The following is a 14,789-nucleotide window of genomic DNA, read 5'->3' as shown; positions in this document are numbered from 1 at the left end:
GACGTGCTCCTTCTTGATAGCGTGAAATTTGGGGGTATGGCGCTATGATGCGCCGTAAATCAATGCGTCGACGAGGGGCTGCCGGCGGCGTCCGGGGCGATCGGCTTGATGGAACCCGGCACGATGCTGGCGCCGAATTCGCGGATCAGCGATTGCACGAACGGGTCCGAACCGATCTCGCGCTCGGCTTCCTTCTGACGCTGCGCGCGGGCGGCGGCGTCGAACGCGGCCGCAGTGCGGCGGGCCGGGCCCACTTCGACGAGCACCTCGACTTCCTTGCCGAGCCGTTCGGCCAGCGCGATCTTGAGCTTGGCGACCTGCGAGGCTTCAGCGTACTGCGGCACCGGCACATTGAGCTTGAGCGTGGCGCCTTCGAGCGCCATCAGTTCGCTGTTGAAGGCGAGCTGGTAGGAAATGCCTTTAAGCGACAGGCCGACGGCCAGCGCCGGCCAATCGCCGTTGAAGCCGAGGGCGTCGAGCGGTACGGCGGGCGGCAAGGGGCGCGTGTCGACCGGTGCCGGGGCGGATGCGGCGGCGGGCATGCGTACGTCGTCGGGGCCGGCGTCGAAGACCGGCATGTAGCCGTCGTCAGGTGGGCCGAAGTAGTCGTCTTCGGCCGAGAGCGGCACGAAATCGTCAGGCGGCATGTCGTCCCACGGCGGCACGGATGAGCCGCCCTGGCTGCCTTGACCGCCGTTGCGCGCTGCTGGCGCCGACGGTGCCGTAGCGCGGGCAGGCGCAGCTTCCTGCGCGCGACGCGGCGCGCCGGGTGTGGGCACCGGGACGTTCACGCGGGGGGCGGCAGGTTTCTGCGGGACTGTAGGGGCGGGCCTGGCTGCGGCGGCTGCGGCGCGGCCGCGATCGGATGACACTTTCAGGCCGGCGCTGCGCAACACATCGAGCGCGGCGCTGGCGCCACCTGCGCGACGCGGCGCGGCGTCGTCGGCTTGAGCGTCGTCTTGCGAGGTCGAGGTGGGTGCGGGTGCGGGTGTGGCTTGAACGGCGGATTTGGGTGTCGAGGCCGCTGTGCTCGTCGCAGCCGCGGAAACCGGTGCGGCGGCCGTTACTGCCGGTGCCGTTGGAACCGCTGCCGTGGCTGTTACTGCCGATGCAGCAGGAACCTCTGCGGCGGCAGTGACTGGCGTTGCCACCGGAGCCGGTTCGGCGGCTGTCGTTGCCGGCGTAGTTGTCGCTGGCGTTGTCGCGACCGAAGCCGGTTCTGCCGAGTCCGTCGCCGGACTGGTGGTACCCGTCTCCGTGGTCGCCACCGGAGTCACATCGGCACTCGCATCTGGATTAACAACGGGGCTCGCTGCGATCTCCGCGGTAGGAGCCGGAGTGGCGTTGCGATCGGCAACAGCAGGCTCGCCACCCTCTTCCGCCGATGCCGCAGCGGCAATCACCGCCACTTGCGCCGGCGCGCTGTCCGCATGCGAACGCGTGGCGACCGAAGCCGCATCTTGAACGACCGCCTGGCCAACGACCCGCTCAGCGTCCCGTGCAACCGTCGACCGCGCCGCCGAATCCATCTCCACGCGAGGCGTTTCGAATTGAGCGCGCGGACCGGGCTCACCGATATCGTCGCCACTCGGCGCAGCATTCATCGAGGCCGCCGACGGCGTCACCACAGCCGCCCGCACAGGCGCCGCCTGAGCTTGCGATGCCGCTACAGCCGGCGTGCCGCTACGCTTCACCCCGCCGGCGCCCGAGGCTCCAGCCGGACGCCCCGCCGTCGTTGTTCCGCCGCCACCGGTGGGCGCCGGCTCGAACGCCAGCATGCGCAGCAGCGTCATCGTAAAGCCGGCGTACTCATCCGGCGCGAGGCCGAGCTCGCTCCGGCCAATCGTTGCAATCTGATAGAACAGTTGCACCTGCTCGGCGCTCAGCGCCTCCGCAAAGCGCCGCAAATCCGTCGCTTCGGGCCACTCGTCGAGCACTGACGACGGCGCGAACTGCGCCCAGGCAATCCGGTGCAGCAAGCTGGCCAGATCCTGCAGCGCCGTCGAAAACGACAGGCTGCGCAAGGACATCTCGTCAGCGACCGCCAGCACTGCCGGGCCATCGCCATCGGCGAGCGCATCGAGCAGGCGAATCAGGTAACTCTGGTCGAGCGCACCCAGCATGCCGCGTACCGCTTCTTCCGTGACCTGGTTGGCCGAATAGGCGATCGCCTGATCCGTGAGCGACAGCGCATCGCGCATCGAGCCGTCCGCCGAGCGCGCCAGCAAGCGCAGCGCCTGGGCCTCGTACGGCACGTGTTCCTCACCGAGGATGTGCTCCAGATGCGACACGATATGGCCGGCCGGCATCTGCTTCAGATTGAACTGCAGGCAGCGTGACAGCACCGTGACCGGAATCTTCTGTGGATCAGTGGTGGCCAGAATGAACTTGACGTGCGGCGGCGGTTCTTCCAGCGTCTTCAACATGGCGTTGAAGGCGTGGTTCGTCAGCATGTGCACTTCGTCGATCATATAGACCTTGAAGCGCGCATCGACCGGCGCATACACCGCCCGTTCCAGCAGTGCGGCCATTTCGTCGACGCCGCGATTACTTGCCGCATCCATCTCCACGTAATCGACAAAGCGCCCCTCGTCGATCTCCCGGCACGCACGGCACACGCCGCACGGTGTTGAGGTCACGCCGGTTTCGCAATTCAGCGCCTTGGCGAAGATGCGCGAGAGCGTCGTCTTGCCGACGCCGCGGGTTCCGGTGAACAGATAGGCATGGTGCAGGCGCCCGCCGTCGAGCGCATGCGTGAGCGCGCGCACCACGTGCTCCTGTCCGACGAGCGAAGCGAAATCCTTCGGTCGCCATTTGCGTGCGAGAACTTGATAGGTCATCGGGAAATTGTATCAGTAACGATAGCGCGCCAAGGCGATTCGACCGCATACGGATACACGTCGCCGCCTCATTGAAAATGGCAAGCGAATCGATAGAAAAAAATAGGACGATGCGAGAGCGGCGAACCGGAAGTCGGACAGCCGAGCGGCCAGCAACTGATACGCGAAAAAACCGCGCAGAGTCGACTCAATGCGACTGGGAAACACTGGGGGGAACCGTTGTGCCGGCTTTGAACCAACCAGGCGGCGAGCAACGAACAAACGATGAAAAAAGGAAGGTGACGAGCCTGACCCTCGGCACTGGTGGAAAACGGCTGTGGCTGCTTCGTTCCCGACCTGACCAGGTTGACCGCCCCTCCATGCGAGGAGGCCCGTCACGAAAGATTCTACCATCGGTCGACAGGCCGCGCGACTCCTAATGCGAACAAAGTTTGATGAACGCCCACTTGCGTTCACGCCCGCAACCACCAGATACGGTGTGTCACCGACGCTGGCACCCTACCGGCAGCCCTTGTCCCTACTGCCTGTATGAGTACTATCACCACCGGCAACGCATAGCAATTTAGGCTAAACTGACGTACGAATGTCCCGTAAAGCCGAGCATTCTGCGCATTCCGGAGCGCTTCGAGAGGATCGCCCGCGAATGTTCCAGTGCGGCTCCCTTTGCGGCAACGCGAACGGAAGTTTTCTTAGTTTGGTGTATCGTGGCGAGCAATTCAGGCGGGCCTCGATCCGAGAGAGGTATTCATATATGAGCGAACAAATCAAACATATCAGCGACGCATCGTTCGAACAGGACGTCGTGAAATCCGACAAGCCCGTGCTGCTCGACTTCTGGGCAGAATGGTGCGGTCCGTGCAAGATGATTGCACCGATCCTCGACGAGGTTGCGAAGGACTACGCTGACCGCCTGCAGATCGCCAAGATCAACGTGGACGAACATCAGTCCACGCCGGTGAAGTTCGGCGTGCGCGGCATCCCCACGCTGATCCTCTTCAAGAATGGCGCAGTCGCGGCGCAGAAGGTCGGCGCCCTGTCGAAGTCGCAACTCACCGCGTTCCTCGACGGCAACCTGTAATACGCTGTAGCCGAAGCGCCGCTTGCGCGCTCAGTGCGCGCACATTGTCCGTGTTGTCAGCCGACAACACGGACAACAATTAGATGCTGTGACGCCACGCTGGCTGAAATTGGCGTGTGCTATGCTAGAATCCGCAAAACGTCGAAAAGACGCTTAAGTCCCTGAGCGGTTCCGCTCACTCTCCTCCCAGATTTCATTTCAGGTCGCACCTTCTCCTGCGGGTTCTCCGTATGCATTTATCCGAGCTTAAGACTCTGCACGTGTCCGAATTGATCGAGATGGCCAATGGCCTCGAGATCGAAAGTGCGAACCGCCTGCGCAAGCAGGAATTGATGTTCGCCATTCTTAAAAAGCGCGCCAAGACTGGCGAAACGATTTTCGGCGACGGCACGCTCGAGGTGCTGCCTGACGGCTTCGGCTTCCTGCGCTCGCCGGAAACCTCGTATCTGGCCAGCACGGACGATATTTATATCAGCCCGTCGCAAATCCGCCGCTTCAATCTGCACACCGGCGACACGATCGAAGGTGAAGTGCGTACGCCGAAAGACGGCGAGCGTTATTTCGCGCTGGTGAAGGTGGACAAGGTCAACGGCCAGCCGCCGGAAGCCTCGAAACACAAGATCATGTTCGAGAACTTGACGCCGCTGCACCCGAACAAGGTGCTGCTGCTCGAACGTGAAATGCGTGGCGAAGAAAACGTCACGGGCCGCATCATCGACATGATCGCGCCGATCGGCAAGGGCCAGCGCGGCCTGCTGGTCGCCTCGCCGAAGTCCGGCAAGACCGTGATGCTTCAGCACATCGCTCACGCGATCAAGCAGAACCATCCGGATGTCATCCTGTTCGTGCTGCTGATTGACGAGCGCCCGGAAGAAGTGACGGAAATGCAGCGTTCGGTGGCCGGCGAAGTGATCGCGTCCACGTTCGACGAACCGGCTGCGCGTCACGTCCAGGTCGCCGAAATGGTGATCGAAAAAGCCAAGCGCCTCGTCGAAATGAAGAACGACGTGGTGATTCTGCTGGACTCGATCACGCGTCTCGCACGCGCCTACAACACGGTGGTGCCGGCTTCGGGCAAGGTGCTGACGGGTGGTGTGGACGCGAACGCGCTGCAACGTCCGAAGCGCTTCTTCGGCGCCGCACGTAACATCGAAGAAGGCGGCTCGCTCACCATCATCGGTACGGCGCTGATCGAAACCGGCAGCCGCATGGACGACGTGATCTACGAAGAGTTCAAGGGCACCGGCAATATGGAAGTGCACCTTGAGCGTCGTCTTGCTGAGAAGCGCGTTTATCCGTCGATCAACCTTAACAAGTCCGGTACGCGTCGCGAAGAGCTGCTGATCAAGCCTGAGATCCTGCAAAAGATCTGGGTGCTGCGCAAGTTCATTCACGATATGGACGAAGTCGAGGCGATGGAATTTTTGCTCGACAAGATCCGCCAGACGAAGAGCAATTCGGAGTTCTTCGACATGATGCGGCGTGGCGGGGGGAGTTAAGCGCTGTTGTATGCACTGAGGGCGCCGCTCTCGCGGCGGCCGAGAGACTGCCCGCCTTTGCGCGGGTTGTCTCGCTGAATCCAACGACCGCACCCTGCCCTCACACGGGCATCTCTTTGGCAAGAACGTTGCTAAGTTCGCCGCGATTCTGCTCGATCGAGCGCAGTACCCTGTCGGCCTGCTGATCGGGCATCTCGACGATTTCTTTCAGTGCGAGCCGTGCTTGCGCGTGACTTCGGAGGTAACGCGACTCCTCCCGCATCTGCTCCTTGAGCGTGCGCCCGATGATGCCGGAAAGAAAAACGACATGTGGGCCCAGGTCGGGATAGCGCCACAAAGGCCGGAGATTGTCGGATGCCGAAATGCGCCAGTGTGATCCTGTCGCCCAGAATCCCACGCTGCAATTCAGCGAGGAACGTATTGGTCAGCGACGGTTCGCCCTGCCCGGTGCGTCGGGCCATCACATCCGCGAATCGCTGGATTCGTGTCGCCCGCTCGGCCTCATCCTCGATGGCGAAGCTCGCCTTGCTTTCCCGCAGCGTCATCTACGCGGCCGCACGCATCAGCAAGTCCTCGCCGAACTCCGCGGTCAGGTCCCCAAATAAACGTCGCACGTCCAGATCTGCAGCCGCGTTAAGAGCCTCAGTCTTCACCACGGTTGGGCAGAAATGCCGTGTTCCAGGCAGATTGTCTCCGCCATCACCCATGCATGGGCGAAGTCAGGACCGGTCCGGGCGAACAATCTGGCCAGGAATTCCAGATGCGGCTCTTCATGGCGCAGGTGAAATTGCAGATGTGCCGCCGCTTCGGGCACTGGCCTCATAGCCTCGAGATAGGTTTCCAGTCGGAATCCATCGCTGGTTTCCGTGGCATGCCGCCCCCCCCACCTGACTCAGTACAGGCAGACGTCCCATGGGCATGATGTCGAAGGCGCACCAGCCACGCCGCGCTGATGGGATCGGAAGGCAGGTCGTTCATCTCGCCGGATCCTGTTCGGGTCGTTTCGCTCGTGCGAAAAACGGTGATAACTCGGGTTGGGCGCTTTCGGTCGATTAGATCTGCAAGAAAACGATTATAAAATCGCTCATTTGCTCAAATTCGATTATTCCTTGGCTGGCGGCGTTGTCAAAATGTCCCTGATGTGTTGAAAGCCACGTGAGCCCGAACGACAACGCGGATCGCGTCGGCAACGTCTTGGGCTAGGGGGAGGAGATTGGGCCGGTCGTTGTGGCCTTCGAATGATCTCGATCCCGGTTCGGCGGAGCTCTACAAGGACAACAACGTGTTTGATCCCATGGCATCCTGATCGGCCGTTAGCTTCATGGCGGCGCATCCCAGCTTTCAGCCCAGGTTGAGGCAAGCGCGCTTGCAGCAACCCGGGGACTCGCGTCGTCACACGCAATCTGATCCCCGCAAACCTATACGTGTACGTTCACGTTGCACTATACTACCCACTCCCTTTCACTGCTTCACGCCCCATGTCAAAGGACCGCCCCACCCTGCTCACCGTACGCGACGCCGCCGATCGTCTAAACGTCACGCCGCGCACGCTCAAGTACTACGAGGAACGCGGCCTCGTCTCGCCCACGCGCAGCGAAGGCCGCTACCGGCTCTACGACGAAGACGACCTGGAGCGTTTCGCCCGCATTCTGCGACTGCGTTCGCTCGGCTTTTCGCTGCAAGGCATCACCGAGATGCTGAAGCGCCCGCTAGAGTCCACTGAAACCGGCAGCAACCGCTTTTCCACCGAGTCGCTGCAGGCGATCCGCGACGGGCTCTCGCAACAGGTCGACGCACTCGACGCGCGCATCGAAGCGATGCGTCGCGAACTGAAGGAAGCGCAAACGCTGAAGGCCGAACTCAGTCACGACCTCGACTACGTCGTGCGCCGTCTCGCCGGCGAAAACGCCGATACGCTCCTCAAGCAACGCCGCGAAGCACAAGCCGCACGCAAGTCGAAGAAGTCCAGGGCGCGGGACGAATCCGCATGAGCGCCGCCACATCCCGCGTGCCGCTCTTCAGCGTCGAAAAACTGCGCGGCGACTTCTTCCCGTGGGTGCTGGCGGTCGTCACCGGCCTCGACTATTTCGACAACGCCATCTTCTCGTTCTTCACGAGCTACATCGCCGGCGGGGTCAACGCGTCGCCCGACGAACTGGTGTGGTCGTCGAGCGCCTACGCCGTCGCGGCCGTACTCGGCATCCTGCAACAGCAGTGGTGGGTGGAGCGCTTCGGTTACCGGCGCTACGTCGCCGGCTGCATGCTGCTTTATTCAGCGGGCGCACTCGCGGCGGCGCTATGCGAAACCTCGTTCGAACTGGCGTTCGCGCGCGGCTTTCAGGGTTACTTCATCGGCCCGATGATGGGCACCTGCCGCATCCTGATCCAGATCAGCTTCACCACGCAACAGCGCCCAGTCGCGACGCGCGCGTTTCTGCTTCTGATCGTGCTCAGCAGCGCGCTGGCGCCGCTGGTCGGCGGTCAGCTCGTAGCGCATTTCGACTGGCGCGCGCTGTTCGCCTGCACCGCGCCGGTGGGTGTCCTGTTCGCCGTATTGGCCTTGCTCGCCCTGCCGAATTCCGGCGATCGCCAGCCGGAAGAACGCGGCTCCGCACACTTCTGGCCCTACGTGATTTTCGCGTTTGCGCAAGGCGCGTTGCAGATCGTGATGCAGCAACTGCGCTTCCAGTTGTTCACGGGATCCCCCGGACTGATCCTGCTGACCCTGCTGGGCATCGGCGCACTGGCCTGGTTTGCCTACCAGCAATGGCATCACCCGAATCCGCTGGTGCGGCTGCACGCCCTGCGCGAGAAGACGTTCCAGGTGGGCCTCGTGCTCTACATGTTCTACTACTACCAGTCCACCGCTTTCAGTTATCTGATCTCGCGTTTCCTCGAAAGCGGTCTCGGTTATCCGGTGGAGAACGCCGGCAGGCTCGTCGGCGTGACCTCGCTTATCTCCGCCAGCGCGTTGTTCGTCTACCTGCGCTATTCGAAGCTGCTGCCGCGCAAGAAGTGGATCATCGTGCCGGGCTTTGCGCTCGCCGCGTTCGCCGCGGCGTGGATGACGCGCATGGAACCCGGCGTCGGCGAGGAGGCGCTACTCGTGCCGTTGCTGCTGCGCGGTCTGCTGTTACTGTTTATCGTGCTGCCAGTCGCCAATCTGACGTTTAGAATCTTCGCTATCGAGGAATTCACGCACGGCTACCGGTTGAAGAACATCGTGCGGCAATTGACGATCTCGTTCGCCACCGCGTCCATGATCATCATCGAGCAGCATCGCGAGGCGCTGCATCAGGCGCGTCTTGCCGAGTTCGTGAATCCGTTCAATCCGGTGTTCCAGAACACGCTTGCCACGCTGACGCGAGGCTTCGCCGCAACCGGCCGTTCGCTCACCGAGGCGCACGGCCTGGCCATGGCGCAGATCGCGCGGATGGTCGCGCAACAGGCGAGCTTTTTGACTTCGCTCGATGGGTTCTACTACCTCGTTGGGGTAGCAGTGTGTGGCGGCCTTTTCGCCGCGTGGCAAAAACAGATCGACTGAGCGATGCTAGCGAAACTCACCCACTGGTTCGATGCGCGCCGCCGCGAGCGGGCACTGCGCAACCATCCGATTGACGACGCGCTCTGGCAGGCAACGCTTGCCGGTCTGCCGTTCCTCAACCATCTCGAAGCGGCGGACCTCGCGCGGCTGCGCGAACTGAGCAGCCTCTTTATCGCGCAGAAGGAGTTCTCCACCGCGCACGAACTCGAGCTGACCGATGCGATGACCGTGGCGATCGCCGCCCAGGCTTGCTTGCCGGTGCTGAACCTTGGGTTGGATCTCTATCGCGGCTGGGTCGGCGTGATTGTCTATCCGGGCGAATTCGTGATCCGCAAAACCGTCGAGGACGAAGACGGCGTGGTCCATGAAGTCGAGCACGACGCCAGCGGCGAGGCCTGGGAAGGCGGTCCGGTGGTGCTGTCGTGGGAAGACGCGCAGATGACGGACGGCACGGACGCCTATAACGTGGTGATTCACGAATTCGCGCACAAGATCGACATGCTGAGCGGCGAGGCCGATGGCCACCCGCCGCTGTTTCGCCGCTGGCACGCGCCACTCGATGCAACCGCCTGGGGCCAGGTATTCGACCACGCCTACGACCACTTCTGCGCCAGGGTGGATGCGGTACCGGACCGCCGCTGGACGCGTTTCGAGCGGGAATCGCTGATCGATCCCTACGCGGCGGACCATCCGTCGGAATTTTTTGCCGTTTGCAGCGAGGCGCTGTTCGTCCAGCCGCACGCGTTCGAAGCCGAATACCCGGAGCTCTACCGGCTGCTGGCACGCTACTACCGGCAGGATCCGGCGCGGGTGGGCGCACTGCAGGCCTAAGAAGCGGCATGGAACCCGGCGGCATAGAGGTCACGGGCATGAGACCCGGCCTGGAACCGCAACCGGCGGCCAGCCAACCAACCAGTCAACCCGCCGGCCGCGAAAAAACCTCCGCAAAGTTCGTCAACCGTCTGATTTTCTGGCATAATCGCCGTTTTTCGACCTTAGGCAAGTGGCTCGCGCCAAGATGCTTCCGCATAAGCGGCTGCACGCGGGTTGGCTACCGCCAGACTAAAGGAAAGACCATGAAAGAAGGCATTCACCCGAATTACCGCGAAGTTCTGTTCGTCGATATGTCGATCGACTTCAAGTTTGTGACCCGTTCGACCATCCAGACGCGCGAAACCGGCGAATTCGAAGGCAAGACCTACCCGCTCGCCAAGATCGAAGTGTCGTCGGAATCGCATCCGTTCTACACCGGTCAACAAAAGATCATGGACACGGCAGGCCGCGTCGAGAAGTTCAACAAGAAGTTCGGCTCGCGCGCTACCGGCAAGGCAGCGAAGTAATAGCCAGGGTGTATCCGCCCCGTCACTGGCTGCAGGCCGGACGGGGCGCTCAAGCACCAGCACAGGAGGGCAGCGTAAGCTGCCCTTTTTTGTCGCCTGGCGCCGCTGCTTTCCCTGCGCCGTATCGCGCCGCTCAACGCCCCGTTACGGGCCGGTGCGCCACGTTGCCGCCTGTTACTGACCGTGACGCGCGCAGTGCGCCACGTCTACAATGCCGGATGCTGCGAATCGGCCATGCTGCCGGGCACCCTGCCCGGCGCCGGTCGAAGCGTTTATCCGAGATCAACATATCCGCATGAGATCCGTCGTTCGCCTCACTGCCTCCGCCACGAGCGCCCTGCCGCGCTGGCTGTTGCTGGCCATCAGTATTGTCTACGCGTCGTTCGGCCTGTTCGGCCGCGACCCGTGGAAGAACGAAGATGCGGCCGGCTTCGGCGTCATGTGGACCATGGCCAAGGGCAACGCGCACGACTGGCTGTTGCCGAACCTGGTCGGCAAATATCTGACCGACAACGGTCCGCTCGGCTACTGGCTCGGCGCCAGTTCGATCCGTGCGCTGGCGCCCTGGGTCGACGCCAGCAATGCCTCGCGCGTCTTCACCGGTCTGCTGTTTTGCGGCGCCTGCGCCTTCGTCTGGTACACCGCCTATCTGCTCGGCCGGCGCCCTGAAGTCCAACCGTTCAAATACGCCTTCGGCGGCGAGCCGGAACCGCGCGATTACGGCCGCACGCTCGCGGACGGCGCACTGCTGATTCTGCTCGCCTGCTTCGGCCTCGCCGAGCGCGGCCACGAAACCACGCCGCAACTCGCGCAGTTCGTCTGCGTTGCGATGCTCCTGTACGGCCTTGTGCGGATGATCGACAAGCCGGTGCAAGGCGCGCTCGTCTGGGGCTTCGCGCTCGGCCTCGTGGCCTTGGCGAGCAACCCCGTGCTGGTGGCCGCGCTACTGGTCGGCACGCTCGCCATGACGATCATCGTGCCCGCGGCGCGCACGCGCTGGCTGCTGCTGGCCGGCTTGCCGGTCGCGCTGGTGGTGTCGCTGTCCTGGCCGATCGCCGCGCTCTCCGCCTACCCCGACGACGCCGTCTGGTACCTCAATCAGTGGGTGAGCACCAGCATCAACACGTTTGCCGGACCGCCCGGCTCGGTGGCCCGCTATGCGCTGAAAAACCTGCCGCTCTTCACGTGGCCCGCCTGGCCGCTGGCCATCTGGTCGTGGTTCAGCTGGTCCGGCTTGCGGCGCGCGCCGCACGTGGCGATTCCATTGTCGGTGATCACGCCGTTGCTGATCCTCGTCGTGCTGCAGAGCCATCAGACCAACCTGCTCTTCATGCTGCTGCTGCCGGCGCTCGCGGTGCTCGCCACCTTCGCGCTGCCCACGCTCAATCGCGGCACCATCAACGCCATCGACTGGTTCGCCCTCCTCAGCTTTACGATACTCGGCAGTACCGTCTGGCTGTTCTGGATCGCAGGCCTCACCGGTTTTCCGGCGCCGCTCGCGCGCAACATGGCCCGGTATGCGCCGGGCTTCGTGCCGCAGTTCAAGATGCTGTCGTTCATCTGCGCGGTCGCCGTAACGGTATGCTGGTTCGTGCTGGTCCGCTGGCGCCTCGCGCGCCATCCGAAAGTGCTGTGGCGCAGCGTGGTGCTCTCCAGCGCCGGCACGACGCTGATGTGGGTGCTGGTGATGACGCTGTGGCTGCCCATCATCAACTACAGCCGGACTTATAAGGACGTGGCCGAACAGATCGCGACCCATCTGCCGGACGACTACAGTTGCATTTCGCCGGTGCGCCTCGGCAATGCGCAGATTGCGACGTTTGCCTACTTCGGCCACATGCATTTTGCTTTCGATCAAGACTGCGACGTGATCCTGCGCCAGGACACGCAAGACTACGGCGAACCGAGTTCGATGTCGGACTTCGTCTGGAAGATGGTGTGGGAAGGCCGCCGGGTCGCCGACCGCGACGAGCGCTTCCGCCTGTACGTGCGCATCGACCGTCCGAAGCCGCCCGCCAGACACCGCGCCTGGCGTCCGAGGCAAGCCGCCCCGGCCAGCACGGACTGATCATGCTCGCTGACGTACGGAAGATCGCCGCGCTTGCCTGGCCGGTATTGATCGGCCAGTTGGCGATCATCGCGTTCGGCGTGATCGACACGGCGATGGTCGGGCGTTATTCGGCCGTCGACCTCGCGGCGCTTGGCCTCGGCTCGTCGATCTATATCTCGGTCTATATCGGCCTGACCGGCATTCTCACCGCCCTGCAGCCGATTGCCGGCCAGCTCTACGGCGGGCGTCACTACAGCCAGATCGGCGAGGAAGTCCGCCAGTCGTTCTGGCTCGCGCTGGCGCTGATGACGATCGGCTTCCTGATCCTGTACTTCCCCGAGCCGATCCTGCGCGTGGCCCGCGTGCCGGCGGCGCTGCACGAACGCACGGTCGCTTACCTGCAGATCCTGGCGTTCGGCCTGCCGGCCGGCCTGACCTTTCGTATCTACAGCTCGCTGACTAACGCGGTCGGCCAGCCGCGGCTCGTGATGATCCTGCAGGTCGGCGCGCTGCTGATGAAGTTTCCGCTCAATCGCTGGTTTGTCTTCGGCGGCTTTGGCATGCCGGCGCTCGGCGGCCCGGGCTGCGCGCTCGCCAGCACGACGATCAACTGGACGCTGGCCGTCGTCGGCATTCTGTTGATGACGCGCCTCGACGTGTTCCGGCCGTTCGCGATCTTCTCGCACTTCTGCTGGCCGGTCTGGCGCCGTCAGGTTGCCCAGTTACGCCTCGGTATTCCGATGGGGCTCTCGTATCTGATCGAGGTTACCTCGTACACCTTCATGGCGCTGTTCATCGCCCGCTTCGGCACCACGACGCTCGCCGGACACCAGATTGCCGGCAACGTCGGCGCGGTCCTCTACATGACGCCGCTGTCGATCGGCATTGCCACCTCCACGCTGGTGGCCCAGGCGCTCGGCGCGCATCGCCACGAAGCGGCGCGCACGCTGTCGCGGCATGGCATCCTGATGGCCGTGACGATCGCCTGCTGCTATGGAGCCATTGCGCTCGCGCTGCGGCCGCTGATCATCGAAGGCTATACGCCGAACCCGCTGGTCGCGGCGGCCGCGATGCCGCTGGTTCTGATCGTGGTGTTCTATCACGTGTTCGATTCGCTGCAGGTGACGACGGCCTTCGTGTTGCGCGCCTACAAGGTGGCGGTCGTGCCTACGGTGATCTATGCCATCGCGCTGTGGGGTGTGGGGCTTGGCGGCGGCTATCTGCTCGGCTTCGATATCGGCGGCGCCATACCCGTCTGGTTGACCGGCGCACGCGGGTTCTGGGTCGCCAATATGGCGAGTCTCGCGATTGCCGGATCCGGGTTATTGCTTTACTTGCAATCGGTCAGCCGGCGGTATCTGCAGGCTGGTTTTGACGGGCAGGCGGATAAGGCCGTGTAGGCGGCGTGGGCGGCAAGCGATGATGCGGGTCAAGGCGTTGTTGGAGGCGCCTTGACTGCTTGACCGTTAGTTGCTTTTCAGGTCTTAGGCAGCCGCTCTGCAAACCTCGCCGCGCCCCTGCTCCGCCGCCTCCTGCCGCATGGTCTCCCTTAGGCAGCCTCCCCCGCCGCCTCGCCGCACGCCTCCTCCACATCACGCCGCTCGAACACCTCCCGGGCGGCAAACAACGCGTTCAGGGCCGCCGGAAAGCCTGCGTAAAGCGCCATCTGCATGAACACCTCGACGATCTCGTCGCGCGTGCAGCCGACATTCAACGCCGCTTCGATATGCACCTTCAGTTGCGGCTGCGCGCACCCTAGCGTCGCCAGCGAAGCAATTGTCGCAATCTCGCGCGAGCGCAGATCCAGTTGCGGCCGGCTATAGATATCGCCGAAACCGAACTCGATCAGCAGCCGCCCGAAATCCGGGGCGATCGGCGCAAGCGCGGCGATCACCTTCTCGCCGGTGGCCCCGTCGATCTCCTTCAGCTTGTTCCAGCCCCGGGTGTAGCGGTCGTTTTGTGCGTGTTCCATGGTGAGTCCTTGTCTGATTGAGAGGGGTCGACCTGTCGTGTCACCGTGCGCTCAGCCGCCTCGTAGTAGGCAATCTTGTCGACGATCGCTTCGAGGTTGATCTGCAACTCCGCGATATGCGCGAGTACCGTGTCGCGATGCGCCGCCAGCATCTCGCGCCGCGCGCCGATCGTGGCCTCGCCTTGCGCCCGCAACGCAGCGAAAGCCTGCATCCCGGCGATCGGCATGCCGGTCGCCTTCAGACGCATCACGAACTGCAGCCAGTCGAGGTCGCCTGGCGCATAGAGACGATGCCCCGCCTCCGTGCGACCGACCGCCCGAATCAGGCCGGCCTGTTCGTAGTAGCGCAGCGTGTGTGCAGAGACGCCGGTGCTTGCCGCGACCTGGCCAATGGTGAGTGCTTTTGACATGACGGAACTCAGGTTAGGACTTCGAGTGCACTCTAAGTCAAGCGATTTGCATTGTC

The 14,789-nt window shown here is 63.3% G+C and carries 13 protein-coding genes and 1 other RNA gene; 9 read left to right on the top strand and 5 right to left on the bottom strand.

The annotated features are described in order from the left end of the window. Nucleotides 1-59 precede the first annotated feature (59 nt). Entirely contained in the window at nt 60-2,840 is a 2,781-nt protein-coding gene (dnaX, locus tag BUS12_RS19800) for a DNA polymerase III subunit gamma/tau (RefSeq protein WP_074298517.1), read from the bottom strand. Nucleotides 2,841-3,117: 277 nt separating this feature from the next. Beyond that, nucleotides 3,118-3,216, bottom strand: an RNA gene (gene ffs / locus BUS12_RS19795) — signal recognition particle sRNA small type. Nucleotides 3,217-3,591: 375 nt separating this feature from the next. Here ffs and trxA point away from each other — a divergent pair. Then, nucleotides 3,592-3,918 (top strand): thioredoxin TrxA, encoded by a 327-nt coding sequence (gene trxA / locus BUS12_RS19790; protein WP_006048864.1) that lies wholly within the window; start codon nt 3,592-3,594, stop codon nt 3,916-3,918. A gap of 230 nt (nt 3,919-4,148) precedes the next feature. Further along, the gene (gene rho / locus BUS12_RS19785; RefSeq protein ID WP_074298516.1) at nt 4,149-5,417 is read left to right on the top strand and encodes a transcription termination factor Rho; all 1,269 of its coding nucleotides are present in this window, start codon (nt 4,149-4,151) and stop codon (nt 5,415-5,417) included. Nucleotides 5,418-5,517: 100 nt separating this feature from the next. Here the strand turns inward: rho and BUS12_RS39435 are convergent, their stop codons facing one another. After that, a complete protein-coding gene (locus tag BUS12_RS39435; RefSeq protein WP_074298515.1) occupies nt 5,518-5,754 on the bottom strand; it encodes a hypothetical protein in 237 nt (78 codons plus the stop codon). Nucleotides 5,755-5,779: 25 nt separating this feature from the next. On the opposite strand from BUS12_RS39435, the gene BUS12_RS39430 reads away from it, so the two are divergent. From BUS12_RS39430 to BUS12_RS19740, 7 genes are all read left to right on the top strand, one after another. After that, on the top strand, nt 5,780-6,022 hold the full coding sequence (locus tag BUS12_RS39430; RefSeq protein WP_253190168.1) for a hypothetical protein: 243 nt from the start codon (nt 5,780-5,782) through the stop codon (nt 6,020-6,022). A gap of 873 nt (nt 6,023-6,895) precedes the next feature. Continuing rightward, complete coding sequence (locus BUS12_RS19765; protein WP_074298509.1) at nt 6,896-7,408, top strand: MerR family transcriptional regulator; 513 nt, start codon at nt 6,896-6,898, stop codon at nt 7,406-7,408. Next, on the top strand, nt 7,405-8,961 hold the full coding sequence (locus BUS12_RS19760) for an MFS transporter (protein WP_074298508.1): 1,557 nt from the start codon (nt 7,405-7,407) through the stop codon (nt 8,959-8,961). The genes BUS12_RS19765 and BUS12_RS19760 overlap by 4 nt, the downstream gene beginning before the upstream one ends. Before the next feature lie 3 nt (nt 8,962-8,964). Next, on the top strand, nt 8,965-9,792 hold the full coding sequence (locus BUS12_RS19755; protein WP_074298507.1) for a M90 family metallopeptidase: 828 nt from the start codon (nt 8,965-8,967) through the stop codon (nt 9,790-9,792). A 245-nt stretch (nt 9,793-10,037) separates the two neighbouring features. Beyond that, nucleotides 10,038-10,301 (top strand): type B 50S ribosomal protein L31, encoded by a 264-nt coding sequence (locus BUS12_RS19750; RefSeq protein WP_074298505.1) that lies wholly within the window; start codon nt 10,038-10,040, stop codon nt 10,299-10,301. A 295-nt stretch (nt 10,302-10,596) separates the two neighbouring features. Beyond that, the gene (locus tag BUS12_RS19745) at nt 10,597-12,369 is read left to right on the top strand and encodes an ArnT family glycosyltransferase (RefSeq protein ID WP_074298503.1); all 1,773 of its coding nucleotides are present in this window, start codon (nt 10,597-10,599) and stop codon (nt 12,367-12,369) included. Between the two features lie 2 nt (nt 12,370-12,371). Next, the gene (locus BUS12_RS19740; RefSeq protein WP_074298502.1) at nt 12,372-13,751 is read left to right on the top strand and encodes an MATE family efflux transporter; all 1,380 of its coding nucleotides are present in this window, start codon (nt 12,372-12,374) and stop codon (nt 13,749-13,751) included. Nucleotides 13,752-13,900: 149 nt separating this feature from the next. Here BUS12_RS19740 and BUS12_RS19735 read toward each other — a convergent pair whose 3' ends face one another. Then, nucleotides 13,901-14,323: a carboxymuconolactone decarboxylase family protein gene (locus BUS12_RS19735; RefSeq protein ID WP_074298501.1), complete on the bottom strand. Its 423-nt coding sequence runs from the start codon at nt 14,321-14,323 to the stop codon at nt 13,901-13,903. After that, the gene (locus BUS12_RS19730) at nt 14,275-14,733 is read right to left on the bottom strand and encodes a MerR family transcriptional regulator (RefSeq protein ID WP_074298499.1); all 459 of its coding nucleotides are present in this window, start codon (nt 14,731-14,733) and stop codon (nt 14,275-14,277) included. The genes BUS12_RS19735 and BUS12_RS19730 overlap by 49 nt, the downstream gene beginning before the upstream one ends. Nucleotides 14,734-14,789: the final 56 nt, after the last annotated feature.

The sequence above is a fragment of the Paraburkholderia phenazinium genome (assembly GCF_900142845.1).
GTDB lineage: Bacteria > Pseudomonadota > Gammaproteobacteria > Burkholderiales > Burkholderiaceae > Paraburkholderia > Paraburkholderia phenazinium_A.
Note: the sequence above shows the minus strand (reverse complement) of the source record. Positions and strands in the feature narration are given on the sequence as shown.

Bases quoted from the DNA above. Each gene is read 5' to 3' on its own strand.
- dnaX (WP_074298517.1), bottom strand. From the start codon at position 2,840: ATGACCTATCAAGTTCTCGCACGCAAATGGCGACCGAAGGATTTCGCT.
- trxA (WP_006048864.1), top strand. From the start codon at position 3,592: ATGAGCGAACAAATCAAACATATCAGCGACGCATCGTTCGAACAGGAC.
- rho (WP_074298516.1), top strand. From the start codon at position 4,149: ATGCATTTATCCGAGCTTAAGACTCTGCACGTGTCCGAATTGATCGAG.
- BUS12_RS39430 (WP_253190168.1), top strand. From the start codon at position 5,780: ATGCGCCAGTGTGATCCTGTCGCCCAGAATCCCACGCTGCAATTCAGC.
- BUS12_RS19765 (WP_074298509.1), top strand. From the start codon at position 6,896: ATGTCAAAGGACCGCCCCACCCTGCTCACCGTACGCGACGCCGCCGAT.
- BUS12_RS19760 (WP_074298508.1), top strand. From the start codon at position 7,405: ATGAGCGCCGCCACATCCCGCGTGCCGCTCTTCAGCGTCGAAAAACTG.
- BUS12_RS19755 (WP_074298507.1), top strand. From the start codon at position 8,965: ATGCTAGCGAAACTCACCCACTGGTTCGATGCGCGCCGCCGCGAGCGG.
- BUS12_RS19750 (WP_074298505.1), top strand. From the start codon at position 10,038: ATGAAAGAAGGCATTCACCCGAATTACCGCGAAGTTCTGTTCGTCGAT.
- BUS12_RS19745 (WP_074298503.1), top strand. From the start codon at position 10,597: ATGAGATCCGTCGTTCGCCTCACTGCCTCCGCCACGAGCGCCCTGCCG.
- BUS12_RS19740 (WP_074298502.1), top strand. From the start codon at position 12,372: ATGCTCGCTGACGTACGGAAGATCGCCGCGCTTGCCTGGCCGGTATTG.
- BUS12_RS19735 (WP_074298501.1), bottom strand. From the start codon at position 14,323: ATGGAACACGCACAAAACGACCGCTACACCCGGGGCTGGAACAAGCTG.
- BUS12_RS19730 (WP_074298499.1), bottom strand. From the start codon at position 14,733: ATGTCAAAAGCACTCACCATTGGCCAGGTCGCGGCAAGCACCGGCGTC.